We start from the raw sequence: 23,241 nt of genomic DNA, 5'->3' as shown, positions 1-23,241 counted from the left end.
CGCCCCGTCCCGAACGGATCCGCCCCCACGCCCTCACTCACCGGGGGCCGTCACCACTCTCAGCGCCGCGCTGCCCCTCGCCGGTCTCCACTTCGGTGGCGTGGTCGGCTTCGCCCGCTTCGCCGACGTGGGCGACTTCGCCCGCTTCGGCAACCTGACGCGCTTCAGCAACACCCTGAGTGCCTTCGGCAGCTCCGGCCCCAGCGCCCTCGAGCGCCGCAGTCACCTGGGTCGCTTCGCCTGTTTCGGCCACAGCGGCGGCTTCGGTGCCCTGGCCCGCTTCGCCGGCGTTGGCGTCTGCGCTCCCTTCGGCGACGTCGGCCGTGTTCGCGGGTCCGGTCGCGTCGGTGGCTCCGGCGGCCTCGCGCGATTCGGGTCCCGCGCCGGTGTCACTGGCCAGGCCGGCTTCAACGACCTGGCTCAGTACGGTCGCTTCGGCAACTTGGCGCGTTTCAGCGGCGCCAGCCGCATTCGCGGCTTCGGTCGCGGCTTCGGCAGAATCGCCGGCAGCCTCGTCGAACGACTCCGCAGCCGATTCCTCGACCGTGGTCGCTTCCGGCCCCGCGCTCTCAGCGATCTTGTCGCCAGCGGAAACCACCTGTGCCTCGGGCGCGGTGCTGTCGGCGACCGCAGCGGTTTCCGCGCCCGCGCCAGCCTGCGCGGTCGGCTCGATGGCGGCTTCCTCAGAAGTACCGGCCTGAACCTCACCGACCGGTTCCGAACCCTGCTCCGCAGGGTGATCCGCCCACAGCCCCACCGCTTCCCAGCCAGCACTAGCCGGCTTGGCGGGGGTAGCGGCCTCGGACTCCGAGGTCACAGCCGTGGAATCGGCGAGTGCATCTGCCGCCGGGGTAGCGGCCGGCTCAGTCGCCTGTTCCGCTTGAGGCGCCGCAACTTCAGCGACCGAATCGGCAGGCGCCGCTTCCACCGCCGATTCAGCAGCAGCCTCAACGTCAGGCTGAGCGGCCGGGGCCGCCGCATCGTCGGCGGTGGCCGCCTCCGGGGCCGCAGTCGCCGCAACCGGCTCGGCAGAGGCAGTCGCCTCGGGCTGCGAGGTCGCAGTCGCGGTGTCGGCGCCTGCATCCGGCGCAACCAGGTCCGATTCGACCGAGTTCGCCAAAGGCTCGGCAGTCGGCGCGGCGGCGGGAGCCGAGGTCGAGGCAGTCGCCTCGGGCTCCGCAGTCACAGCCGCGGTGTCCGCAGCTGCATCCGGCGCCGGGGTGACCACGGTGGGCTCGGCGATCGAGTCGACAGCCGCCTCCGCGAGCGACTCGGCGGCGGGAGCTGCCTGCGAGGTCGCGACTTCAGCAGCCGAATCGGCAGTCGCTTCATCCACCACAGACTCAGCAGTCTCCACCCCAGGCGAGGCAGCCGGGGTCAACCCCGTCGCCTCGGCGGCGGGAGCCGTGCCCGGAGCCGAGGTCGCCGCTGCCGTCTCGGTCGAGGCGATCGCCTCGGCCTCCGCAGTCGCGGCCGCAGTGTCGGCAGCTGTGTGCGGCGCCGAGGTGACCGCAGTCGGCTCGGCGCCTGCGGTCGAGTCGGCCGTGGTGGCGATCGGCTCGGTAGTGGCGATCGGCTCGGCGGCTGCGGTCGAGTCGGCCGCAACCTCGGCGATCGGCTCGGCAGGGGCGGTCGCCTCGGACTGCGGAGCGGCGGCGGCAGTGTCCGAAGAAGCAGCCACAGCGGCGTTCGTCGAGAGAGTCTCGGCCGCCGGAGTCTCACTCACCCCAGCCGAGGCGGTCTCCTCGAGCGCGACCTCCAACGCGGCAACCTCGGCAGCCGCCTCCGGCTCCACGGTCGCCGCAGCCGAAGCCTCTTCGGCGGCAGCCGACGAAGCCTCCGCAGCCACCTCCGGAGAAGCGGCAGCATCGGCGGGTGACACCGAGACCTCGGAACCCGCATCCGACACGAAGTCGATCAACGAGTCGTCGTAGACCAGTTCCGCCACCGGGATGGACGAGGTGATCTCCACCTCCACCTCGGAGTGCGCCCCGCACCCGTACTCGACGTCGACGGCGTGGCCGTCCGCCGGTGCGATGTCGTTGGTGCACACGCCGAAGGCCCCGCGCAGGGAGCCGGCGAGGGGCACGAAGAAGCCGCAGGACCCGCAAGTGGCCGGCGCGCTCCGGGCCATGTCGGAGCGCGGGCCGAACTCGCCGCCGTGCCAGCGGGTGGCGGCGTCCTGGCGGCCGTAGCGGGAGAGGACGTGGACGCGGCCCAGGCCGATGTCGTGGGCGACCTCTTCGACGGCCGGGTCGTCGGACTGCAGGTAGGCCGGCGCGAGGCGCGGGTCGTCCTTGTCGGCGGGGAAGATGTCGCCCACGCCGAGGTCGCCGGCGCGCACGCGCTGCTCCCAGGGGACCCACGTGGGCGCGACCAGGGACTCCGGACCAGGCAGCAGGGCGAGCTCGCTCACGGTCACCGGCTCGTCCAGGCCGGCGACGGCGACCGTCACGGCCCAGCGCCAGCCGCGGTAGCCGGGCACCGACGCCTCGAACAGGTGGGTCGCCGACACGGCGTCCTCGGAGGTCACGCCGACGTGCTCGCCGACCTGCTCGGCCGGGGCGTCCGCCAGCACAGCTTCGCGCGCAAAGTCTTCCGCGTCCGCGAGCTTCCGCTGGATAGAGCCGTCGTCCAGGGTCAACAGCAACGTCATGGACCCAATTGTGCCGCACGCATCCGCGCCGCCCGTGCCAGGCTGTTCCCCGTGCGCACTCCCTCGACGCGAACCCCGTTGATCTGGCCGCTGCTGGCGGTGGCCCTGCTCGGCGGCTGCGCCGGCACGCAGGCGACACAACCCCCGCCCGAGGACCTCACCGTGCAGGTGCTGCAGACGCTGCCCCACGACACGTCGGCCTTCACCGAGGGCCTCGAGTTCGCCGGCTCGACGCTGTACGAGAGCCGCGGTCTCTCCGGCGAGTCCGCGCTCACCGCCGGCCCCGCCGGGCAGAAGCCGGCCACGCGCGTGGCGCTGCCGTCGCCGCTGTTCGCCGAGGGCATCACGATCCTCGGGCCCAAACTGTGGCAGCTGACCTGGCAGGACGGCTTCGCCATCGAACGCGATTCGAAAACTCTGGCCGAGCTGCGCCGCGTGCCCTTCGACGGCGAGGGCTGGGGCCTGTGCCACCAGCCCAGCGGCCGCCTGGTGATGAGCAACGGCACCTCGCAACTCACGTTCCGTGACCCGCAGACGTTTGCGGCCACCGGGAGTGTCGACGTCGGCGTCGATCAGCTCAACGAACTCGAGTGCGTCGGTGACACGGTGTACGCGAACGTGTGGAAAACCGGCACCATCCTGCGCATCGACGCCAATACCGGACACATCACCGGACGCATCGACGCGAGCAAGCTCCGCACCCCCGTCAACCCGGGCGAAGACGTGCTCAACGGCATCGCGGCCGTCCCCGGCACCGACGAATTCCTCGTCACGGGCAAGCTCTGGCCCGCGATGTACCGGGTGAAGTTCGTCCCGGCCGGCACCTCCGGGACACAGAACGGCACGTGATCGGGCGGAACGGCACCCGGATGAGGCAGGATTGACCCGTGGCACTCTTCGGTTCGCACTCCGAACCCGACGGCTCCTTCTCCGGCCGGTCGGGCAAGGGTCGCGGCCGGAAGTCCAAGCGCAAGTGGACGCCGGAGCCCAGCGCCGCCCAGGCCCGCTCCTGGCGCGACGCGCCGCAGCCCACCCGCGTCGACCCCGCCGCGCACCCGGTCGAACCACCGGCCCGGGGCGTCGCGGCGGAGCCTCCGACCCAGCACGTCCCACCACGCGCCCGGCCCCAGCGGTACGAAGAGCGATACGAGCCTCGCGCCCGTCCCGAACGCATCCCCGCCGACGGCCGCGAGCCCCGCGCCCGAAGCCCGTTCTACGACGAGCCCCGCACCCCGACGGCCGACGAGGCCCCCACCGGCACCGTCCCCCTCGGCCACCGGCCGCCGCCACCACGGGGTGCCCGGCCGTACCCGCCGCAGGACCACCGCACCGAACCCGTCCGGCCACGCCCGGAGAACGCCCGGCCCGGCAGCGGCGAGTACGAGCACTACGACACCGGCGGCTACGCGGGCGAGCCCCGCGTCGACCCCGACCGTGACGAAGAACTCCGCACCACCGCCGTCCCCGGCGCCGGCTCGATCCCGAAGCTGCCGAAGAAGATCACCGTCACGCGCGTCGCCGCGTTGCGCAGCCGGCAGCTGAGCGGTCAGGCCATCGGCATGTTCCAGCGCGCCACCAAGGCCGACGGCGCGGACAAGTCGGGCCTCACGTCGCTGATGTACGCGGTGATGCTCAACTACGCCAGCGACGCCGCCATGGCCATCGCGCTCGCCAACACGCTCTTCTTCGCCGCCACCAGCGGTGAGAGCAAAGGCAAAGTGGCGCTGTACCTGCTGATCACCATCGCGCCGTTCGCGCTCGTCGCGCCCGTGATCGGCCCGGCACTGGACAAGATCCAGCGCGGCCGCCGCCTCGCGATGTGCGTGGCGTCGATCGGCCAGGGCCTCATGGCCGTGGTCATGGCGCTGCACTTCGACGACTGGCTGCTCTACCCCGCCGCGCTCGGGATGATGGTGCTGTCGAAGTCGTTCACCGTGCTCAAGGCCGCCATCACGCCGCGCGTGGTGCCGCCGGAGATCACGCTGTCGAAGACCAACGCGCGGCTCACGATCTTCGGCCTCATCGCCGCCGGCGTGTTCGGCGGGCTGGCCAGCGGTGTCAACGCGATCAGCGGTTCGGCCGGCGCGCTGTGGTTCACCGCGTTGATCTGCGTGGCCGCGGCCGTGCAGTCGATGCGGATCCCGTCGTGGGTCGAGGTGACCGAGGGCGAGGTGCCCACGTCGCTTTCGGCGCGGCCGGAGCCGAAGCAGAAGAAGCAGCGCCAGCCGATGGGCCGCCACATCGTGGTCGCCTTGTGGGGCAACGGATCCGTGCGTGTGCTCACCGGGTTCCTCATGATGTTCGCCGCGTTCGCGGTGAAAGCGCAGACGGAGGGCACGGGGCACAGCCCGTTCATGCAGCTGCTCCTGCTGGGCATCATCGGCGCCGCGGCCGGAGCGGGTGGCTTCGTCGGCAACGCGCTGGGCTCCCGCCTGCAGTTCGGGGCGCCCGACCAGGTGATCGTGTGGTGCGTGGCCGCGTGCGTGGGTGTGACGCTCATCGCCACGCTCCTGCCCGGGCTCGCGACGGCCGCGGTCGTCGGCCTCGTCGGCTCCACGGCGAGCGCGCTCGCGAAGATCAGCCTCGACGCCGTGATCCAGGAAGACCTGCCCGAGCAGTCGCGCGCGTCCGCGTTCGGGCGCTCGGAAACGGTGCTGCAGCTGGCCTGGTGCTTCGGCGGCGCCGTGGGCCTGCTGCTGCCGCCGACGTACTGGATCGGGTTCCTGGTGGTCACGGTGCTGCTCGGCGTCGGCCTCACGCAGACCTACCTCGTGCAGCGCGGCGGCTCGCTCTTGCCGGGGCTGGGCGGAAACCGGCCACTGCGGCCCGAACCGACCGGCAGCTTCCCCGCGCAGGGTCTGCCGCGGGAGCGCCGGTAATCTTCGGACCATGCGACGTTCCCGATTGGTGGCCGTGCTCGCGGCCGGTGGTCTCGCCGTGGCCGGCTGCTCGGCGCCCGGGCCGGCCGAGGTGACCTTCTACGGCGATGGGCACACGATCAACGTCGGGCCCATCGGCAACTGCGACGTCAAGACCGGCATCTGCGCCGCCAACCCCGGCGCCGCGGGCACGCTGAAGCTGCGCCCGGGCAAGTCCGTGCAGATCTCCGTGCCGAAGGAGGTCGCGGAAGGTCCGTGGAAGGTGACGGTGCAGTTCGTCAACGGCAAGGGCCAGCCCCAGCCGTTGAAGGAGGACATCATCACCAGCGGCGACCGCTACGCCTACACCGCGACGCCGCCCACCAAGGACGACCAGATCGTGGTGGTGGAGATCGCGCAGGCCACCGTGATCAGCCGCACGGGCGACCCCAACGACGCGGAGCCGATCACCTCGGCCCTGTGGTCGTTGCAGGTCCAGCCCGCCTGAAGCCGTGACGAGTGAAGGGCACCCGCCGAGGTGCCCTTCACCTCCGCGTTCGACGCGGGTTTAGGGGTCGAGGTCCCGGGCGACCGCGCGCATGATCTCGGCGATCTGCTTGGTGTTCTTGCGATCCGGATACCGGTTGCGGCGCAGGTCCGGCTGGACCTTCACCTCGAGGAGCTTGATCATGTCCTCGATCAGGCCGTGCAACTCCTCGGCGGGGCGCCGGCGCGCTTCGGCGACCGACGGCGGCGGGTCCAGCAGCCGGACGGAGAGCGCCTGCGGCCCGCGACGGCCGTCGGCGACGCCGAACTCCAGCCGCTGCCCGGCCTTGAGCCCCTCGACGCCCTGCGGCAGCGCGGCCTTGCGGATGTAGACGTCGGCTCCGCCGTCCTGCGTGACGAACCCGAACCCCTTCTCCGCGTCGTACCACTTGACCTTGCCGGTCGGCACTTCCCTCACCAGTCCTTCTGCTGTGCTGCTCACGACGAACGCGCCCCGGGCGTACCCAGGGCGCGCGTCCGCTTAGCGTATCTCGCCACATGCCCTGGGGAGAAGCGGATACGGCCGATACCCTCAGCGCCATGGACAACGCAGCAAAGCAGACCGCGGGCAAACCGATTCTCATGCGGATCGGGATCGGCCTGTTCGCCATCGGGCTGCTCGCCGTGCTGGCCGTGTTCATCATGTTCGCCGCCGGGCTCGAGAACCTGCCGGTGTGGCTCAGCGCGGTCGCCGGCGTGGTGACGCCGCTGGGCCTGCTGCTCGGCCTGATCGCCCTGGTCCGCGAGGCGCGCGCCGGCAAACACGGCTGAGCCTCAGAACGCGCGGGCGAACCACTCCGGGAACTGCGTGAGCGAGTCGAACACCACGTCGGCTCCCTCAGCGAGCAGTTCCTCCCTCGTGCACGGCCCGGTGGCGACGCCGACCGCGAGCGCACCGGCCGCTCGGGCGCCCCGCACGTCGCCGAGGTGATCTCCGACATACGCCCGCGCGTCGTGCTCCTTGAGCGCCACGGCTTTCTGCGTGGACCACAGCTCGCCCACGAGCTCGTCGACCTCCAGTCCCAGCGCCTCGACGTGGAGCCGCGCGTTGGGCCCGTACTTGCCGGTGACCACGAGCGTGCGCCCGCCCGCCGCGCGCACGGCCTTCAGCGCTTCGGCCGCGCCGGGCAGCGCGACCGTGCTCGGCACCACGAGGCCGGGATAGAGCGAGCGAAACCGATCCACGAGGCCCGGAATCCGTTCTTCGGGCGCCTCGAAGCCGCGCAGGATGTCGTCGAGCGGCGGGCCCAGGTTGGCGGCGAAGTGCTCGCCGTCGAGCGGCAGGCCCGACTCCACGCCCAGCGCGTTCATCGCCGCGACCATGCCCGGCCGCGGGTCGATCAGTGTCATGTCCAGGTCGAAGCCCACGGTGATGCCCACGTCCGCCACGGTAGCGGGGAGCACCGACAGAACCGGCGTGTACATCCGATCGTGGTCAGTAAACGTTCTTGACACAACCTCGATCTGTGTCAAGCTGACGGTGTGACGAGCTTCACCGAGCGCACCAAGGCATCGCTGCGCGAAGCACTGCTCGACGCGGCCGCGGACCTGCTCCCCGACCGCGGTCACCAGGCGCTGCGCATGGCCGACGTCGCGGCGCGGGCCGGCGTGAGCAGGCAGACCGTCTACAACGAGTTCGGCAGCAAGGCGGCGCTCACGCAGGCCGTGGCGCTGCGCACGGCGGCGGAGTTCCTCGACGGCATCCGCCGCCGCTTCGAGAGCGCCGACGGGCTGATCGCCGGCATCCACGGCGCCGTCGTGTACACGATCGAGCACGCCCGCGAGAACCGGCTCGTCGCCGCCGCGCTCGGCACCGAGGCGGGCGAGGACCTGCTCCCCCTGCTCACCACCAAGGGCGAGCCCATCCTCACGGCCGCCGCCGACCTCGCGACCGAGCAGTACCGCGAGCTGGAGCCCGGCCTGTCGCAGAAGTCCGCCGCCCTGCTTGCGGAAACCGCGGTGCGGCTGTCGCTGAGCCACCTGGTGCTGCCGACGCACTCCGCCACCGAGGCGGCCGACGCCGTCGTGGCGGTCATGGCGCCGGCGATCGAGAGCTTCCTGGCCGAATCGTCCACGGAATCGTCCACAATGGAGTGATACGAAAGGGCCGGACATGACGGACACGCTTCCCGAGCTGCGCAGCGGGTTTTCGTCGCTGCGCAAAGGTGGGCTCAACTGGGACTCGTTCCCGTTGCGCCTGTTCGTGAAGGGCAACAAGAAGTTCTGGAACCCCGCCGATCTCGACTTCAGCCGCGAACGCGAGGGCTGGGAAAGCCTGACGCCGGAGCAGCGCCGCTCGACGACCTACCTCGTGGCGCAGTTCATCGCCGGCGAGGAGGCCGTGACGGAGGACATCCAGCCCTTCATGCGCGCGATGTCCTCGACCGGCCGCTTCGGCGACGAGATGTACCTGACGCAGTTCTGCTTCGAGGAGGCCAAGCACGTCGAGGTCTTCCGCCGCTGGATGGACGCCGTCGGCCTCGACGACGACCTGCACCCCTACGTGGCCGAGAATCCCCACTACCGCAAGCTTTTCTACGAGGAGCTGCCGCAGTCGCTGCGCGCCCTGGAGGACGATCCCAGTCCCCTCAACCAGATCCGCGCGAGCGTCACGTACAACCACGTGATCGAAGGCAGCCTCGCGTTGACGGGCTACTACTCGTGGCAGCTCATCTGCACCCAGAACCAGATCCTGCCCGGCATGCAGGACCTCGTCCGCCACATCGGCGACGACGAACGCCGCCACATGGCGTGGGGCACCTTCACCTGCCGCCGCCACGTCGCCGCTGACGACTCCCTGTGGGACGCCGTGCAGCAACGCATGGGCGAACTGCTGCCCCACGCGCTCAACATGATCCAGTGGGTCCAGGACCAGTTCGAGGAAGTCCCCTTCGACAACGACCCGCAAGAGCTCCTCCAATACGCGGCCGACCGCGCCCAACGCCGCCTGGGCGCCATCGAATCGGCCCGCGGCACGCCCGTGGAACAGATCGACCTGGACTACTCGCCGGAGCAACTGGAGGAAACCTTCGGCGAGGAAGACGAGAAGGCCTTGGCGGAAGCCGCTGCGGCGGCTTCCTGACGGGCGAGGGCCACGGCTCCGTGGCCTGCGGCTGCGGCTGCGGCTGCGGCTGCGGCTGCGGCCGCGGCTGCGGGGCCATTCCACGCACCGCCTCGGACCAAGCGCAAGCGAAAGGCTCGACCTTCCGAACTTCCGAGCGCGCACGGTTGGCTCGCTGCTGCACAGTTCAGCCGCGCACCAGCCAAGTCCAGCGTTCCTGCAAAGCCGGTAGTCGATGCCGCCACGGGTCTTGATCCATGACGGCACCGGCAGCGTCCGAGCGAAGCGGCACGTCCAGCTCGTGTCACGGCGCGGCGGTCCGCGACGATTCAGCCGCACCGCCGCAGCGGGGCCGCGGCCCCGCCCGGTGCATTCGTGCGACCGCGACCGGAACCGGCCTCGGAGGCGGGCAGGCGAGCACCATCGACTGGGGCATCGCACCGACAACGTCCCGCTGCCCTGGACTGTGACGGTCAACGCCGAACCTGGCAGCCACAGCAGTCCGGCGCTCCGGGCCAGCCTGGTCCCCGGCGCCGTCGGCACGATCCGCTGCGCCATCACGCGCGACGGCCAAGAACTCGTCACCGACACCCTCAGCGTGCTGTGCAAACCGCAGTACCTGATCGACCAGTAACCAAGGGCGAGTTGCTCGACTCGCTACGAAGACTGCGGCGTGGCCACGCCGGATCTCGCGGGCTGGGCAGCAAGAGTCAGCGCGCAATCAGCCGCGGGCGAAGGCCGTCCCCGGATCGGGCCGGGGACGGCGGCCGGCGTCACCTCCAGATGGCGCCGCGCCAGATGTCGCCGTAGGACATGCCCGCGGTGAGGCCGCGGGAGTTGATCAGCAGCGCCGACGCGGATGTGTGGCCTGGCAAGGGGTCCAGGCGGGTGCGGGTGCCGTCGGGCGCCCATCTCGCGCCGACGCCCTCGGCTTGGCCGGCGATCGTGCCGGAGCGGTTGATGGCGTGGGCCGTCGCGTTGCGGGTGTCGCTCGGCAGGTAGGTCGGGTGGCCCGCGCGGTCCCACCGTGTCGCGTAGCTGCCGCCGAAGTCGGGGTCGACCAGGCCGACGACGGTGCCGTTGTCGCTGATCCCCATGGCCTGCCCGGAGCTCGGCGCCGCGGTTCCGCCCAGCGTCACGACGCGGCCCGAGGGGTCCCACCGCTTGGCCACGGAGCTGCCCCCGGGCAAGGTCCTCGAGCCGATAATCGCGCCGTCACGGGAAATCCCGGCGACGGTGCCGTACTCGCCGTCGGGCGTGAGGTCCGTGATCCGGCCGCGCTCGTCCCAGCGCACGAGGTGGGTGTGCCCGGCCGCGTCGGCCGCGGCGCCGGCGATGGTGCGACCGTCGGGCGTGATCTTGTCCGCGAACGCCGAGCCGCCGCCGGGCAGTCCGGGCAGCTCGCGGACGCGGCCGTCGCGTTCCCACAGCAGCGCGTGCGAAATCACGCCGTCGTACGAAGCGCCGACGATCCGGCCGGTGTCGCTGATCGCGCTCGCGTTGCTGCTCACGCCGGTGTCCGCCAGCCGCGTGACCGTGCCGTCGGCAGCCCAGCGCACGGCGCGCTGAGCACCGTGCGCGTCCTCGGCCCACCCGACCACGACGTCGTCCCCGTCGATCGCGACGGCCTGGCCCAGCGCACCCCCGAGCGTCGGCAAGGCAGTAACCGAGCCCGTCGCGGACCACTTCATGGGGTGGTACAGGATCCGCACGTCACGCGGGTAGGACTCGCCCACGACGGTGCCGCGGTCGTTGATCGCCTCGACCCCGCTGTACGTGTCACCCGGCCGTGGCGCGAGCTCGATCGGCCCGGCGACCGCATTGGCCGCTGGTGCGAGCACGGTGATCGCCGCCGCCGCGACCCCCACGGCGAACGCTCTTCGACTGACCTTCACGATGTTCCCCCTCCGTCGGTCTCCGAGGGGGAACACGCGCGACCGAGTTGTCCGGTTGCCCGCCCTATGCGTGTTTGGCCGAAGCGGCGTCTTCGAGGCCCAGCAGCGTCACGGACTGCTCGCGCATCTCGACCTTGCGCACCTTGCCCGTGACGGTCATCGGGAACCCGTCGACGATGTGGACGTACCGCGGGATCTTGTAGTGCGCCAGCTTGCCCTGCGAGAACTCGCGCACGGCCTCGGCGGTGAGCGGCTGCGCGCCCTCGCGCATCTGGATCCAGGCCATGAGCTCTTCGCCGTACTTGACGTCGGGGACGCCGATGACCTGCGCGTCGAGGACGTCCGGGTGCGTGTAGAGGAATTCCTCGATCTCGCGCGGGTACACGTTCTCGCCGCCGCGGATGACCATGTCCTTGATGCGGCCGGTGATGTTGAGGTAGCCGGCCTCGTCCATCACGGCGAGGTCGCCGGTGTGCATCCAGCGCGCGGCGTCGATGGCCTCGGCCGTCTTGTCGGGCTGTTCCCAGTAGCCGAGCATCACGGAGTAGCCGCGCGTGCAGAGCTCGCCGGGCACCCCGCGTGGCACGGTCAGGCCCGTTTCGGGATCGACCACTTTGGACTCGAGGTGCGGCCCGACGCGGCCGACCGTGGACACGCGGCGCTCCACTGAATCGTCCGCGCGCGTCTGCGTGGAGACCGGCGAGGTTTCCGTCATGCCGTAGCAGATCGACACTTCCGTCATGCCCATCCGGTCGATCACCTGCTTCATCACCTCGACCGGGCACGGCGAGCCCGCCATGATCCCGGTGCGCAGCGACGACAGGTCGAACTCGCCGAAGTCCGGGTGGTTCAGCTCCGCGATGAACATCGTGGGCACGCCGTACAGCGACGTGCACCGCTCCGCCTCCACGGCCTCCAGCGTCGCCCGCGGGTCGAACGCCGGCGCCGGGATCACCATGCACGCGCCGTGGCTGGTGCACGCGAGGTTGCCCATCACCATGCCGAAGCAGTGATAGAAGGGCACGGGGATGCACACGCGGTCTTCTTCGGTGTAGTTGCAGAGCTCGCCGACGAAGTAGCCGTTGTTGAGGATGTTGTGGTGCGACAGCGTGGCGCCCTTGGGGAAGCCCGTGGTGCCGGAGGTGTACTGGATGTTGATGGGGTCGTCGGCGGACAGGTTCTTCTGGAGTGCGGCGAGGGCCGCCGGGTCGCCGCCTTGGCCCTTCGCCATGAGGTCGGTCCACGCGTCGGTGCCCAGCAGCACCACGAACTCGAGCCCGGGGCAGTTCGGCCGGACCTGCTCCACCATCGCCGCGTAGTCCGACGTCTTGAACTTGTCCGCCGCGACGAGCATCCGCACGCCGGACTGGTTCAGCACGTACTCGAGCTCGTGCGAGCGGTACGCGGGGTTGATGTTGACGAGGATGGCGCCGATCTTGGCCGTCGCGTACTGCAGCAGCGTCCACTCCGCCCGGTTCGGCGACCAGATGCCGACGCGGTCCCCCTTGCCAATCCCGGTGGCGACGAGCCCGTGCGCGAGCTGGTCCACGTCCTTCTTGAGCTCGGCGTACGACCACTTCGTGCCGGCCGCGCGGTCCACCATCGCGTCGCGCTCCGGGAACGCGGCCACGGTGCGGTCGAGGTTGTCCCCGATGGTGTCACCCAGCAGGGGGACGTCGGACGTCCCGGAGGCGTAACTCGGCAGGGCGGGCGCGTCGGGCATGGTTGCCTCCCGGTGGGGTCTTCGTCGACACCCGCGAGTCTAGGAACCCGGGGGTCCGACGACCACCCGGCCGGGCGCGCGCCTTCCGCTACGCTCGGTGCGGGTTCGTTTCACGAGGGGTTGGGGTTGGGCCGTGCCGGAGGAGTTCTCCCTGAGCTGGACCGAAGTCGACGTCGCCGTCCGCCGCAGCGGCCTGCCGGCTTCGTGGCACCCCTTTGAAATCCGCAGCCCCGGGCTGACCATGACCGAAAACGCGCGCTTGTCGGACGAGGCTTGGGCTGCGCTGCGTTCCCGCGGGTTGGCTGTTTCGGACAAGCTGGACCACGACGTGCTGGCCACCCTGCAGGCCTGGACACGGCCCGAGGTACTGATCATCGTGCGCGCCGCCGAGCTGCCTTCGGGGACGGTGCTCTACCGGGCTTGCATCGGCGAGGGGCTGGGGGTGTTCTCGTCCTCGGATGCGGATGGGATCCGCTTCCAGCAGACCCGGCCGGATCGGCTGGTGGAGACGGTGTTGAGCATGTTCCCGGCATATCCCGCCCTGCCCGTGGCACCGGTTTCGATCACTCAGGCACCGGCCCGGCATTCCTCCTCCACGGCGGACGACTCGGACTTTTCGGACCGGGATTTCACTTCGGCGCCGTCGCGTCGTGATCGGGATGCGCTGGGTGCTTACTCTCAGTGGCCGCTGCATCGCCATGGCACGGTGGAGCTGTCTCTGCGACCCCGGCACGGGGTGCTGCGTCCGGTGTCGACGGCCACGTTCGTCGATACGGATGGGGGGCGGTATGTCACCTTCTCGGAGCCGCTTCGGGATGGGGGTTTCCGGCTGAGGTTCGTGCCTTCGGATGGGTCTCACCTGCGGAGGTGGCTGTTCGAGGCGATTGAGGAAGGTATCCGGTAGGTGCGTTGCACGGACCTCGTGGGGTTCGCCGTCCGCCAATTCAGGCATCTTCTCGCGAGCACCACACGTCTACCCGTAGTGTTCACGGCGTGACCGGACCGATTCGTGGCCTTTTCTCACTCGCCTGTCTCGCCACCATCACCCTCGCCTTGGCCGCCTGCGACGGCTCCGTCGGCGGCAACCCGTCACCTGTGACGTCGGCCGGTGCAGGATCGAGCGATGCGACACCTCCGCAGTCGGCCACCCCACTGGCAGGGATGAGCTCTTGCAAGACTCTGGACCAGGCGATCGCCGGTCAGGGCTTCGCGGCTTCAACGCCGACGCTGGCGGATCCAGAGCACGCGTGTGAAGCCAAGATGGCCAGCTCCGGAGAAGTCGGACTGAACCTCCAAGACGGTCAGAGCTATGACGCAGACCTCGTCAATCCCGTTTCGACACAGACGGGCAACGTCGGCCATCGGCGTGCCATCCTCGAACTGCAGACCAACCACCAGCCCGACGCTTGCGCTGTGAGCATCGAGATCAAGCCCAAGTCTCGAGCGATCGTGGTCGCGATCTTCCCCGGGGTCGGGACCGACACAGCCTGTGCCAAGGCGCGCAGCGTGGCGGAGGCCGTTGAGCCGCTGCTTCCGGCGAACACCTGATCACACAGGTTGTCCGGAACCCGCTGACAGCTCGGTCGCGTCCAACTACAGTGGGCAAGCGAGCGCGTAGCGTGTCCGGGGAGGGCGATTTAACGATGGCAAGCACGTCGAACTTCGATGGTGGGCCTGTCTCGCCGAGCGCTGATCCGGCGCAAGGCGGCATGCCCGACCTCTTGGTCAACCCTCTCGACACTGATGGTGCGAAGCGCCTCAACGAAAGCGCCAAACAGTTCAAATCGCTCGCCCAGCAGGGCGGGTTCGCCGTCAACGAGGAAGGCTTTAACGCATACAACCAGGTGTGCAACGAATTCCTCGACGGATTCTCGAGGGTCTCTCTGAACCTGACTTACCTCGTCACTCGCGCCAAGATGGGCTCGAGTGACTACGCAAACCAGGTCGCCGCATACAACGTCAAGGTCGCAGGCGGTGACGAGAACTCGTTGATTCCTAACATCGAGCTGCTCAAGCAGAGCATCCTGCAGGTCCAGGACGCGCTGAAGATCGCGAAGGCCAACTACCGCGAGGCCGACAGCACCCACGCCGAGACGTTCCGCAGCACCGGTGAGGCAAGCTGATGAGCGAGCGCGCACAACCCCGCGAGTACGAAGCCGACTACTACAGCCAGACTCACGCCGATCTGTCGAAAAAGGCAGCGCCGGGGCGGTTCGGTGCCGAGGATCAGCAGAACGTTCGCGACTCGGTCGATCAGCGTACCGGCCAGGCGGCGTCGAACTACTCGGTCACCCAGGGTGAGCAGCTCCTGCAGGGCCAGGCGACTCGTGGCGATGCTCCGGCCCCCAGCGCGAACTACGCGGCGCACGACCATCAGCAGCTGTACGACATGGTCCACACGAACATGGATCCCGGCGAACTCGACGCCCGCGGGCGGGTCGCCAATGATCTCGGCAACTGGCTGGCCGAAATCTCCAACTCGATCAACGACGCGGCCAATTCGAGCCAGATCGAGTGGCAAGGCGCAGGCGCGTCGCAGGCCCACAACTTCTTCCAGAACACCGCGACGTATGCGGCGAACACCGCCAACGCTGCCCAACTGAGTTCCAACCGCTATTCGCAGCAGGCCGCGGCGGCCGGGCATGCGCAGACGAACATGCCGGAGCCCGTCAAGTTCGACCAGCAGGCCGAGATGGCCAAGGCTACGCAGCAGCTGAGTGTCGCGAATCCTGCGGCCGCCGCGCAGACGATGCGAGACATCGGCGCCAAGCAACAGCAGGCGGACGCCGCGCACCAGCAGGCAGTGCAGGTGATGCAGGGGCTCGACAACACGTACCACGAAACGTCCACGACCCAGCCCCAGTTCGCACCCCCGCCGCCGATCGGAGGCGGGGACGACAGCACTCACGCGAGCAGCGCCGGACCCGGTGCCGGTCTCGGCCACTCAGGCGCTCTCAGCGGTGGCGGCAACTTCGGCTCACCCGGCGGCGGAGTCCCCGGCGGAGGAGCTCCTGGTGGTGCGGGTGGGCCCGCAGGCTTCAGCGGCAACGCGTACACACCACCCGGTGCGGGATCCAGCACCGGCGCTGGGTCGTTCGGCGGGCCCGGAAATACGGGTGGTGGGTTCCGGCCACCCGCTGGTGGCGGTGGCTTCGGGCGGCTGGCCCCAGATGCGTTGGCGTTCGGTGGTGGCGGCCCAGGCGGCGCCGGTGGTGCTGGCGAGGAGACGCTGCGCGGCGGGCGGGCTGGCGGTGGGACCGGGAGGCCCGGCGGCGGGTTCGCGGGGAGCCGCGTGTCCGGTGGTGGAGCGACGGGGAAGCCCGGCGAGGGCGAAGGCCCCGGGTCGGGCAAGGGTGCCGGCGAGCGGCTGGAGCGCGGGGCGACCGCGGCGGCCAACGCGGGCAAAGCCGGGAAGGCCGGTGCGGGCGGAGCTGCCGGCGCCGCGGGGGCCGGTAAGAAGAAGGAAGAAGACAAGGAGCACAAGAACAAGCTCCCCAACCAGGAAGACCCCGACGAGGTGTTCGAGGTCCGCCCCGAGCGTGGGCCCGACGGGGAGAAGATCACGCCCCCGGTCATCGGCGGCTGAGTAGAGGCTGACGGAGCGCGGCGCCATCTTCTGGGTGGCGCCGTGTTGCGCGGCGCCACCCAGTAGTGCGCGCCGTGCTGTGCAATGCCAACCGGGGGGCAGCGCGTTGCGCCGGCGCCATCCGGTGGGTGGCGCCGTGTCGCGCGGTGCCGCCTGGGAGGACGCCGTGGTGCGCGGCGCCAACCGGGAGGGCGCCGTGCTGCGCAGTGCCGCCCGGGGGGCGTCGTGTTGCGCGGGCGGCATCCGGTCGGCGGCGTCGTGTTGCGGTTCTAGGCGAAGGCAGACGCGACGCGTCGAGCGCGCCGCATACTGGGGATCGAGCACGCGTTTCCGGGCGAAGGCAGAGGCGAAGCCTTGAGCGAGCCGCCCCGGGGCTCGGGTGAAAGAGCCAGCAGCCAGAGTCCAAGCCGAACAGCAGCACAAAGGCCCAGATTTCACGCGAGCCACTACAGCCAAGCCAAACCAAGTCGACAAAGCGACACTCCACAAAACCCAGGGTAATTCCCTGACACCCCCACCCACCGACGCCGGTACCGTCAAGCCCATGCGGTTCTACGTTGTGGATGCGTTCACGGGGGAGGCGTTCGCCGGGAATCCGGCCGGGGTGGTGGTGCTGGAGGGGCCCGCGGAGGCTGGGTGGATGCAGCGGGTGGCGGCCGAGATCGGGCTTTCGGAGACCGCGTTCGTCGAGGAAACGCCCGGGGCCACGGGGCTCAGGTGGTTCACGCCGGCGACCGAGGTGGAGCTGTGCGGCCACGCGACCATCGCGGCGACCCAGGTGCTCGGGGGGACGCAGACCTTCGAGACCCGCAGCGGCCTGCTGCGGTGCACCAAGCACGACGACGGCTGGATCGAGATGGACTTTCCCGTCGATGAGCCGCGGGAAACCCGGGAGGACGTCAGTCGCATCCTCGCCGACGACAACCTGGAGCCGCTCTACGTCGGGCGGGCCAAGGAGAACCTGTTCGTCGAGCTCGAGACGCCGGAGCTGGTCGCCCGGGCCGCGCCGGATCTCGTGCGGCTCAAGGACACCTGGACCGGCCGGATGGTCATCACCGCGCAAGGCGGCGACACCGACTTCGTGAGCCGGTTCTTCGGACCCGGCGTCGGCGTGGACGAGGACCCCGTCACGGGATCCGCCCACTGCGCCCTCGCGCCGTACTGGGCTGCCAAGCTGGGCAGGAAACAGCTGCAAGGACACCAGATCTCGCAACGGGGCGGCGTCGTCCGAACAGAACTCGACAACGACCGCGTCCGCATCAGTGGGCAGGCGGTCACCGTGGTGAGTGGGGAGCTGCACGTCTGATGCGCCTGCTGCTGAACATCATCTGGCTCGTGCTCTGCGGATTCTGGATGGCCGTGGGTTACGTCCTCGCGGGCATCGTGTGCTGCATCCTGATCATCACCATCCCGTTCGGGCTGGCTTCGTTCCGGATCGCGAACTACGCGTTGTGGCCGTTCGGCCGGACGGTGGTCGATCGGCGCGACGCGGGCGTCGGGTCGGTGCTGGGCAACATCATCTGGTTCATCTTCGCCGGGCTGTGGCTGGCGATCGGCCACGTGGTCACCGGCATCGCGCTGTGCATCACGATCATCGGGATCCCGTTGGGGATCGCGAACTTCAAGCTGATCCCCGTGTCGCTCATGCCGCTGGGCAAGGAGATCGTCGACGCCCCCTAAGACTCGGGCGTGAACGGCAGCGGCACCACGAGGCACGGGCCGCCCACGAACAAGCCGCCGTCGATGCCCAGGGCCTTGCCGCCGGCGTACAGGTACGGCCCCTCGATCTGCGCCGGGTGAATGCCCAGCTGGTCGGCGATCACGCTGTGGCCGTGGACGATCCGCGAACCGCCCAGTGCCTCCATCAACGCGTCGGCGTTCTCCTCGCCCGCCGGGCCGCGGAAGGCGTAGCGCGTGGTCATCCGGCGCCAGACGTCCCACCACGCCTCGATGTCGCTGCCGGTCAGGATTTCCCCCACCGACGCGTTGATCGAGGCGATGTCCGAGCCCCAGTCGAGGTACTCCAGCGTGTCCGAGTGCATCAGCAGGTGGTCGTCCACCAGCGCCACCAGCGGACGCGCCGAAAGCCACTCGATGTGTTCCGGCGTCAGGCGGTCCTGATCGGACAGCAGGCCGCCGTTGATCTCCCAGCTGCGGGCGAAGCTGCGCGGCCCGAAGTCCGACGGCACCTGGCGGTCGCCGAAGTGGTACATCCCCAGGAGCAGGATCTCGTGGTTGCCCAGCAGCATCTCCACGGAGCCGCCCGCCTCCGGCGCCTGTTCCTGCAGTGAACGCACGAAGTCGATCACGCCGACGCCGTCGGGACCGCGGTCCACGAAGTCACCGAGGAACCACAGCTGGTCTTCGGCGCCGCTCCACTTGCCGTCGCTGTCGACCAGTCCCTCGGCGCGCAGAGCGTCGGCCAGGGCGTCGCGGTGCCCGTGGACGTCGCCCACCACATACACGCTCATCGTTCGACGATAGGCCCTGCTCCGGCGCGCACGCCGGTCAGCCTTCGCCGAACGGGTCCAGGGTTCGCCCGATCAGGTCGGCGACCGAGTCGATCACCTTCGTCGGCCGGTACGGATAGCGTTCGGCCGACTCCGGAGTGGAAATCCCGCTCAGCACGAGCACCGTCTGCAGCCCCGCTTCGAGGCCCGCGTGGATGTCGGTGTCCATGCGGTCGCCGATCATCAGCGTCGACTCCGAGTGCGCGCCCAACCGCCGCAACGCCGAGCGCATCATCAGCGGGTTCGGCTTGCCCACGAAGTACGGCGAACGCCCGGTCGCGCGCTCGATCAGCGCCGCGACGGACCCCGTGGCCGGCAGCGAACCCTCCATGCTGGGACCGGTCGCGTCCGGGTTGGTGGCGATGAACTTCGCGCCGCGCTCGATCAGGCGGATCGCGTTGGTGATGGAGCTGAAGCTGTACGTGCGGGTCTCGCCCAGCACCACGTAGTCCGGGTCGCGCTCGGTCAGCACGTAACCGACCTCGTGCAACGCCGTGGTCAGCCCGGCCTCGCCGATCACGAACGCTGTGCCGCCCGGGCGCTGCGAGTCGAGGAACTGCGCGGTGGCCAGCGCGGACGTCCAGATCGACTCCTCGGGGACGTCGAGCCCGGTGCGCAGCAGCCGCGCCCGCAGGTCGCGCGGGGTGTAGATGGAGTTGTTCGTGAGCACCAGGAAGCCGATGCCGTTGTCCCGCAGCTCGCCGAGGAACTCGTCCGCGCGCGGCACGAGGTGCTCCTCGCGAACCAGGACGCCGTCCATGTCGCTCAGGTACGTCCAGCGGCCTTCTGTCACCCTCGCCGTCCTCTGTTGTGCGGTACTTGATCGAAACAGGCGCACCGTACCACGGCATCCCGGCACAGTGCGCCCGAAACGGGGGGTTTCCGTTGGGGCACAACGCAGTCAGGAGTGTGCGGGATGTACCGCCACCGTCGCGGCCTTCACCGAGAGCGTCACGGCCGAACCCGGCTCCAGTTCCAGGTCGGCGACCGCCGCCGGCGTGAGGTCCGCGGTCAGGCCCTCGGCCCAGCCGCCACCGGTCACGCGCAGCCGGATCACGGGCCCGTGCGGCTCCAGCGCGGCGACCGTGGCCTCGGCGGTGTTGCGCGGGCTGCCGTGGTGCTCCCCGTCGTGCGGGTACACGGCCACCGCGCTGGGCTCGAACACCGCGACGGCCGCCTCGCCCACCACCGCGTCCTCGGACAGCAGCCCCGACACGAGGTCACCCGCCTTCGTCCGCAGCCCCTCGGCCTCCGCGACGCCCGCGACCAGGTTGAGCCCCGCGATCCGGGCGGTGAACGCCGTGCGCGGCGCGGCCAGCACCTCGCGCGTCGGCCCGCGTTCGACGATCCGGCCGCCCGACATCACGGCAACGTGGTCGGCCAGCGCGAGCGCGTCGAGCGGGTCGTGCGTGACCAGCACCGTCGTCGGGCCGGCGCGCAGCACCCGCCGCAGCAGGCCGCGGATCGCGGGTGCGGCGTCCACGTCGAGAGCGGCGAACGGTTCGTCGAGCAGCAGCAGCGACGGCGCCGAAGCCAGCGCCCGCGCGATCGCCACCCGCTGCTGCTGGCCGCCCGAGAGCTGGCCGGGCCGGCGGCGCGCGAACGCCGACGCGTCCACCTCCGCCAGCCACTTCTCCGCCGCTTCCCGCGACTTCGCCTTCCCCGCGCCGGCCGAGCGCGGCGCGAACGCGACATTGTCCAAAGCGGACAGATGCGGGAACAGCAGCGCGTCCTGCGACAGCAACCCGACCCCCCGCGCGTGGGGCGGCAGGTCCACCTTGTCCCCCGCCAGCACGCGGCCGGACAACGTGATGTCGGCCGACGTCACGGGCACGAGCCCGGCCAGGCCACCGAGCACAGTGGACTTTCCCGAGCCGTTCGGCCCGAGCAGCGCCAGCACCGTTCCCTCGGGGACCGTGAACTCGACGTCGAGGGAGAACGTGCCGCGCGAGAGCGCGATCCGCGCCGAGAGCGTCACCGGAAACCACCTTCGAACGATCGCGGCCGCGCCACCGCGATGACCACGATCGCCACCACGATCAGCAGCAACGCGAGCGCCACCGCGCTGTCGACGTCCACTTCGGCCTGCGTGTAGACCTCCAGCGGCAGCGTCCTCGTGACGCCTTCGAGACTGCCGGCGAACGTGATCGTCGCACCGAACTCCCCCAGCGCGCGGGCGAAGCTGAGCACCACGCCGGAGCCGAGCGCCGGCAGCAGCAACGGCAGCGTCACGCGGCGGAATACCGTCCACGGCCGTGCGCCGAGTGTGGCGGCCACCTGCTCGTAGCGGTCGCCGGAGCCGCGCAGCGCGCCTTCGAGGCTCACGACCAGGAACGGCATGGCCACGAACGTCTGCGCGATCACCACGGCCGCGGTCGTGAACGGGATCTGCTGCCCGGTCAGCGCGTTGACCAGGATGCCGAGAAAACCCTTGCGCCCCAGCAGGTACAGCAGGGCCAGGCCGCCGACCACGGGCGGCAGCACCAGCGGCAGCAGCACGATCGAGCGCAGCACGCGCACCCCGGGCACCCGCGAGCGGGCCAGCACCACGGCCAGCGGCACGCCGAGGATCACGCACGCCACCGTGGACAGCGCGGCCGTGATCAACGACAGCTTCAACGCGGCCAGCGACGACCCGGTGATCAGCAGGGACGGGAACCGCGTGACGTCCGAGCGCACGAGCAGCCCGATGACGGGCAGCACCACGAGCGCGAGCGCCACGACGGCGGGGATCCAGAGAACAAGGGGAACCCGCGAGTGCGGCGGCCGTTGCCCGGCCGCCGCACCGCGCTGCCCCTTACTGAGCCGGGCCAAACCCGATCTTGGTCAGCTCGGCCTTGCCCTGCGCACCGAGCACGAAGTCGTTGAACTCCTTGGCCAGAGCGGCCTGCGGAGCGTCCTTCACGACAGCGATCGGGTAGCTGTTGATCGCGCCGGAAGACTCCGGGAAGTCCACCTTGTCGACCTTGTCCGCGGCCGAGGTCGCGTCGGTGACGTAGACCAGGCCCGCGTCGGCGTCACCCGACTGCACCTTCGCCAGCACCTGCTTGACGTCGGTCTCCTCGCTCGCCGGCTTCAGCGTGACGTGGGTGTTGTCCTCGACCTTCTTCGTCGCCGAGCCGCACGGCACCTGCTGCGCGCACACGACGACGGTCAGGCCCGCCTTGGTCAGGTCGGAGAAGGTCTTGATGCCCTTGGGGTTGCCCTTGGCCACGGCGATCGCCAGCTTGTTGGTGGCGAACACCGTCGGCTGACCGTCGATCACGCCGCCCTGCACGGCCTTTTCCATGTTGGCCTGGTCGGCGGAGGCGAACACGTCGGCCTTGGCCCCGTTGTCCAGTTTCTGCACGAGCGCCGACGAACCCTCGTAGTCGAACTTGACGGTGACACCCGGGTGCGCGGCCTCGAACTCCTTGCCGAGCTCGTTGAACGACTCGGTGAGCGACGCGGCGGCGAACACCGTCAGCGTGCCCGTCGCGCTCGAACCGGCGGGCGAGGGCACCGCCGGGCCGCCCGAGTTCGGGCTGGTGCTGGCCTGGTCGTTCGAGCTGCAAGCTCCGGCGAACAACGCGACCGCCGCTACGGCGATGGCGAGCTTCTTCATCTGTTTCCTTCCGGGGTCTCCACCACGACGGTGGTCGCCTTGACAACGGCCACCGCGAGCACACCCGGGCGCAACCCGAGCTCGCGGACGGCTTCTGAACTCATCAGTGACACCACTCGGTGCGCCCCGCACTGCAGCTCGACCTGGGCCATCACCTTGTCGGCGGTGACCTCGGTGACGAGTCCCACGAAGCGGTTGCGGGCGGAGCGGCCGACTGCCGACGGGTCCTCGGGACCGGCGGCCTGCGCGCGGGCGAACCCCGCCAGCTGGGCACCGTCGACGACCTTGCGACCGGCGGCGTCGTCGGTCGCGGTCAACTGACCACCGCGGACCCAGCGCCGGACGGTGTCGTCACTGACGCCGAGGAGCCGGGCGGCCTCGGACAACCGAAATTGCGGCATGGCCGGAAGATTATCGCCGCAGTTGAGGAAAAGCCATGTGAAACGTGAATTGTCGAGCACTTCGTTGTGCAACTCTTCGATTATTGCGTTCTGATAACGCTCGAAGTTTTCACCGGGCCCGCCAGGAGGGCCCCGGGAGCCGTCCGAGGCCGTGGACACTCACCGTCGGCGGGGCGGGTGGATGACCCGCGTCACAGCCGGTGTGGACAGTCGCGGCGGCCGCGTAATCCACGTCACCACCAGGAGTTCTGCCCGGTGTCCCGCGAGGTCGGAGGCGGCGCGGTCGATTCCGGACAGTCCTCGCGCAGCCGGCGCGCGAGCCGTCCGCCGGCTCCCGTGTGCGGGCCGTCACGGGCAGGTCACGACACGCCGCCGGAAGTCCGTTCCCCGGCGCGTCCCGG

The 23,241-nt window shown here is 70.2% G+C and carries 24 protein-coding genes; 13 read left to right on the top strand and 11 right to left on the bottom strand.

Annotated elements, in window-relative coordinates:
* Positions 1 to 37 precede the first annotated feature (37 nt).
* Positions 38 to 2,656, bottom strand: coding sequence for a DUF3027 domain-containing protein (locus ACFY1H_RS27310; protein WP_386950895.1), 2,619 nt, complete (start codon positions 2,654 to 2,656; stop codon positions 38 to 40).
* 51 nt (positions 2,657 to 2,707) lie between these two features.
* On the opposite strand from ACFY1H_RS27310, the gene ACFY1H_RS27305 reads away from it, so the two are divergent.
* The 3 genes from ACFY1H_RS27305 to ACFY1H_RS27295 are packed head-to-tail and all read left to right on the top strand — an operon-like array spanning position 2,708 to position 6,022.
* Positions 2,708 to 3,505, top strand: a complete 798-nt coding sequence (locus tag ACFY1H_RS27305; RefSeq protein WP_366582519.1) for a glutaminyl-peptide cyclotransferase — start codon at positions 2,708 to 2,710, stop codon at positions 3,503 to 3,505.
* Positions 3,506 to 3,543: 38 nt separating this feature from the next.
* A complete protein-coding gene (locus ACFY1H_RS27300) occupies positions 3,544 to 5,535 on the top strand; it encodes an MFS transporter (protein ID WP_366582518.1) in 1,992 nt (663 codons plus the stop codon).
* 10 nt (positions 5,536 to 5,545) lie between these two features.
* On the top strand, positions 5,546 to 6,022 hold the full coding sequence (locus tag ACFY1H_RS27295; protein ID WP_366582517.1) for a DUF2771 family protein: 477 nt from the start codon (positions 5,546 to 5,548) through the stop codon (positions 6,020 to 6,022).
* A 60-nt stretch (positions 6,023 to 6,082) separates the two neighbouring features.
* Here the strand turns inward: ACFY1H_RS27295 and ACFY1H_RS27290 are convergent, their stop codons facing one another.
* On the bottom strand, positions 6,083 to 6,469 hold the full coding sequence (locus ACFY1H_RS27290) for a cold-shock protein (RefSeq protein ID WP_366582547.1): 387 nt from the start codon (positions 6,467 to 6,469) through the stop codon (positions 6,083 to 6,085).
* Between the two features lie 131 nt (positions 6,470 to 6,600).
* Here ACFY1H_RS27290 and ACFY1H_RS27285 point away from each other — a divergent pair, with 131 nt between their 5' ends.
* Positions 6,601 to 6,831, top strand: coding sequence for a hypothetical protein (locus tag ACFY1H_RS27285; protein WP_285972115.1), 231 nt, complete (start codon positions 6,601 to 6,603; stop codon positions 6,829 to 6,831).
* Between the two features lie 3 nt (positions 6,832 to 6,834).
* On the opposite strand, the gene ACFY1H_RS27280 is transcribed toward ACFY1H_RS27285, so the two are convergent.
* The gene (locus ACFY1H_RS27280) at positions 6,835 to 7,440 is read right to left on the bottom strand and encodes an HAD family hydrolase (protein WP_386950890.1); all 606 of its coding nucleotides are present in this window, start codon (positions 7,438 to 7,440) and stop codon (positions 6,835 to 6,837) included.
* Between the two features lie 102 nt (positions 7,441 to 7,542).
* Here ACFY1H_RS27280 and ACFY1H_RS27275 point away from each other — a divergent pair, with 102 nt between their 5' ends.
* From ACFY1H_RS27275 to ACFY1H_RS27265, 3 genes are all read left to right on the top strand, one after another.
* Positions 7,543 to 8,157 carry a TetR/AcrR family transcriptional regulator gene (locus ACFY1H_RS27275; protein WP_386950887.1) on the top strand — a complete coding sequence of 205 codons (615 nt, stop codon included), beginning with the start codon at positions 7,543 to 7,545 and terminating at the stop codon, positions 8,155 to 8,157.
* Positions 8,158 to 8,173: 16 nt separating this feature from the next.
* Positions 8,174 to 9,142, top strand: a complete 969-nt coding sequence (locus ACFY1H_RS27270) for a R2-like ligand-binding oxidase (RefSeq protein WP_366582514.1) — start codon at positions 8,174 to 8,176, stop codon at positions 9,140 to 9,142.
* 445 nt (positions 9,143 to 9,587) lie between these two features.
* Positions 9,588 to 9,755: a hypothetical protein gene (locus tag ACFY1H_RS27265; protein WP_366582513.1), complete on the top strand. Its 168-nt coding sequence runs from the start codon at positions 9,588 to 9,590 to the stop codon at positions 9,753 to 9,755.
* Between the two features lie 139 nt (positions 9,756 to 9,894).
* Here ACFY1H_RS27265 and ACFY1H_RS27260 read toward each other — a convergent pair whose 3' ends face one another.
* Together ACFY1H_RS27260 and ACFY1H_RS27255 are read right to left on the bottom strand one after the other, a co-directional pair.
* Positions 9,895 to 11,016 carry a hypothetical protein gene (locus ACFY1H_RS27260; protein WP_386950884.1) on the bottom strand — a complete coding sequence of 374 codons (1,122 nt, stop codon included), beginning with the start codon at positions 11,014 to 11,016 and terminating at the stop codon, positions 9,895 to 9,897.
* Positions 11,017 to 11,080: 64 nt separating this feature from the next.
* Complete coding sequence (locus tag ACFY1H_RS27255) at positions 11,081 to 12,739, bottom strand: AMP-binding protein (protein WP_366582511.1); 1,659 nt, start codon at positions 12,737 to 12,739, stop codon at positions 11,081 to 11,083.
* A 133-nt stretch (positions 12,740 to 12,872) separates the two neighbouring features.
* Between ACFY1H_RS27255 and ACFY1H_RS27250 the strand changes: the two genes are divergently transcribed.
* The 6 genes from ACFY1H_RS27250 (at position 12,873) to ACFY1H_RS27225 (ending at position 18,005) form a co-directional block, all read left to right on the top strand.
* A complete protein-coding gene (locus ACFY1H_RS27250; RefSeq protein ID WP_386950881.1) occupies positions 12,873 to 13,643 on the top strand; it encodes an ESX secretion-associated protein EspG in 771 nt (256 codons plus the stop codon).
* Between the two features lie 89 nt (positions 13,644 to 13,732).
* The gene (locus ACFY1H_RS27245) at positions 13,733 to 14,287 is read left to right on the top strand and encodes a hypothetical protein (protein ID WP_386950878.1); all 555 of its coding nucleotides are present in this window, start codon (positions 13,733 to 13,735) and stop codon (positions 14,285 to 14,287) included.
* A gap of 95 nt (positions 14,288 to 14,382) precedes the next feature.
* On the top strand, positions 14,383 to 14,862 hold the full coding sequence (locus tag ACFY1H_RS27240; RefSeq protein ID WP_386950876.1) for a hypothetical protein: 480 nt from the start codon (positions 14,383 to 14,385) through the stop codon (positions 14,860 to 14,862).
* The gene (locus ACFY1H_RS27235) at positions 14,862 to 16,325 is read left to right on the top strand and encodes a hypothetical protein (RefSeq protein WP_386950873.1); all 1,464 of its coding nucleotides are present in this window, start codon (positions 14,862 to 14,864) and stop codon (positions 16,323 to 16,325) included. Before ACFY1H_RS27240 ends, ACFY1H_RS27235 begins: the two co-directional genes overlap by 1 nt.
* A 544-nt stretch (positions 16,326 to 16,869) precedes the next feature.
* Positions 16,870 to 17,631 (top strand): PhzF family phenazine biosynthesis protein, encoded by a 762-nt coding sequence (locus ACFY1H_RS27230; protein ID WP_386950869.1) that lies wholly within the window; start codon positions 16,870 to 16,872, stop codon positions 17,629 to 17,631.
* On the top strand, positions 17,631 to 18,005 hold the full coding sequence (locus tag ACFY1H_RS27225; RefSeq protein ID WP_364049602.1) for a YccF domain-containing protein: 375 nt from the start codon (positions 17,631 to 17,633) through the stop codon (positions 18,003 to 18,005). The genes ACFY1H_RS27230 and ACFY1H_RS27225 overlap by 1 nt, the downstream gene beginning before the upstream one ends.
* On the opposite strand, the gene ACFY1H_RS27220 is transcribed toward ACFY1H_RS27225, so the two are convergent.
* The 6 genes from ACFY1H_RS27220 to ACFY1H_RS27195 all read right to left on the bottom strand — a co-directional run bounded on the left by ACFY1H_RS27220 (position 18,002) and on the right by ACFY1H_RS27195 (position 22,840).
* Entirely contained in the window at positions 18,002 to 18,796 is a 795-nt protein-coding gene (locus ACFY1H_RS27220) for a metallophosphoesterase family protein (protein ID WP_366582500.1), read from the bottom strand. The two genes, ACFY1H_RS27225 and ACFY1H_RS27220, sit on opposite strands and share 4 nt — an antisense overlap.
* Before the next feature lie 37 nt (positions 18,797 to 18,833).
* Positions 18,834 to 19,628, bottom strand: coding sequence for an HAD-IIA family hydrolase (locus ACFY1H_RS27215; RefSeq protein WP_366582499.1), 795 nt, complete (start codon positions 19,626 to 19,628; stop codon positions 18,834 to 18,836).
* Positions 19,629 to 19,736: 108 nt separating this feature from the next.
* Positions 19,737 to 20,813, bottom strand: a complete 1,077-nt coding sequence (locus ACFY1H_RS27210; protein ID WP_366582498.1) for an ABC transporter ATP-binding protein — start codon at positions 20,811 to 20,813, stop codon at positions 19,737 to 19,739.
* Entirely contained in the window at positions 20,810 to 21,556 is a 747-nt protein-coding gene (locus tag ACFY1H_RS27205; protein ID WP_386950864.1) for an ABC transporter permease, read from the bottom strand. Before ACFY1H_RS27205 ends, ACFY1H_RS27210 begins: the two co-directional genes overlap by 4 nt.
* A 76-nt stretch (positions 21,557 to 21,632) precedes the next feature.
* Complete coding sequence (gene modA / locus ACFY1H_RS27200) at positions 21,633 to 22,439, bottom strand: molybdate ABC transporter substrate-binding protein (protein WP_386950861.1); 807 nt, start codon at positions 22,437 to 22,439, stop codon at positions 21,633 to 21,635.
* The gene (locus ACFY1H_RS27195; protein ID WP_220244619.1) at positions 22,436 to 22,840 is read right to left on the bottom strand and encodes a molybdopterin-binding protein; all 405 of its coding nucleotides are present in this window, start codon (positions 22,838 to 22,840) and stop codon (positions 22,436 to 22,438) included. Before ACFY1H_RS27195 ends, modA begins: the two co-directional genes overlap by 4 nt.
* Positions 22,841 to 23,241 lie beyond the last annotated feature (401 nt).

Origin of the sequence: Amycolatopsis sp. NPDC001319, from assembly GCF_042896185.1 — a bacterium.
Taxonomy (GTDB): domain Bacteria; phylum Actinomycetota; class Actinomycetes; order Mycobacteriales; family Pseudonocardiaceae; genus Amycolatopsis.
The sequence above is the reverse complement of the archived record's forward strand: the minus strand, read 5'-3'. Positions and strand labels throughout refer to the sequence as shown.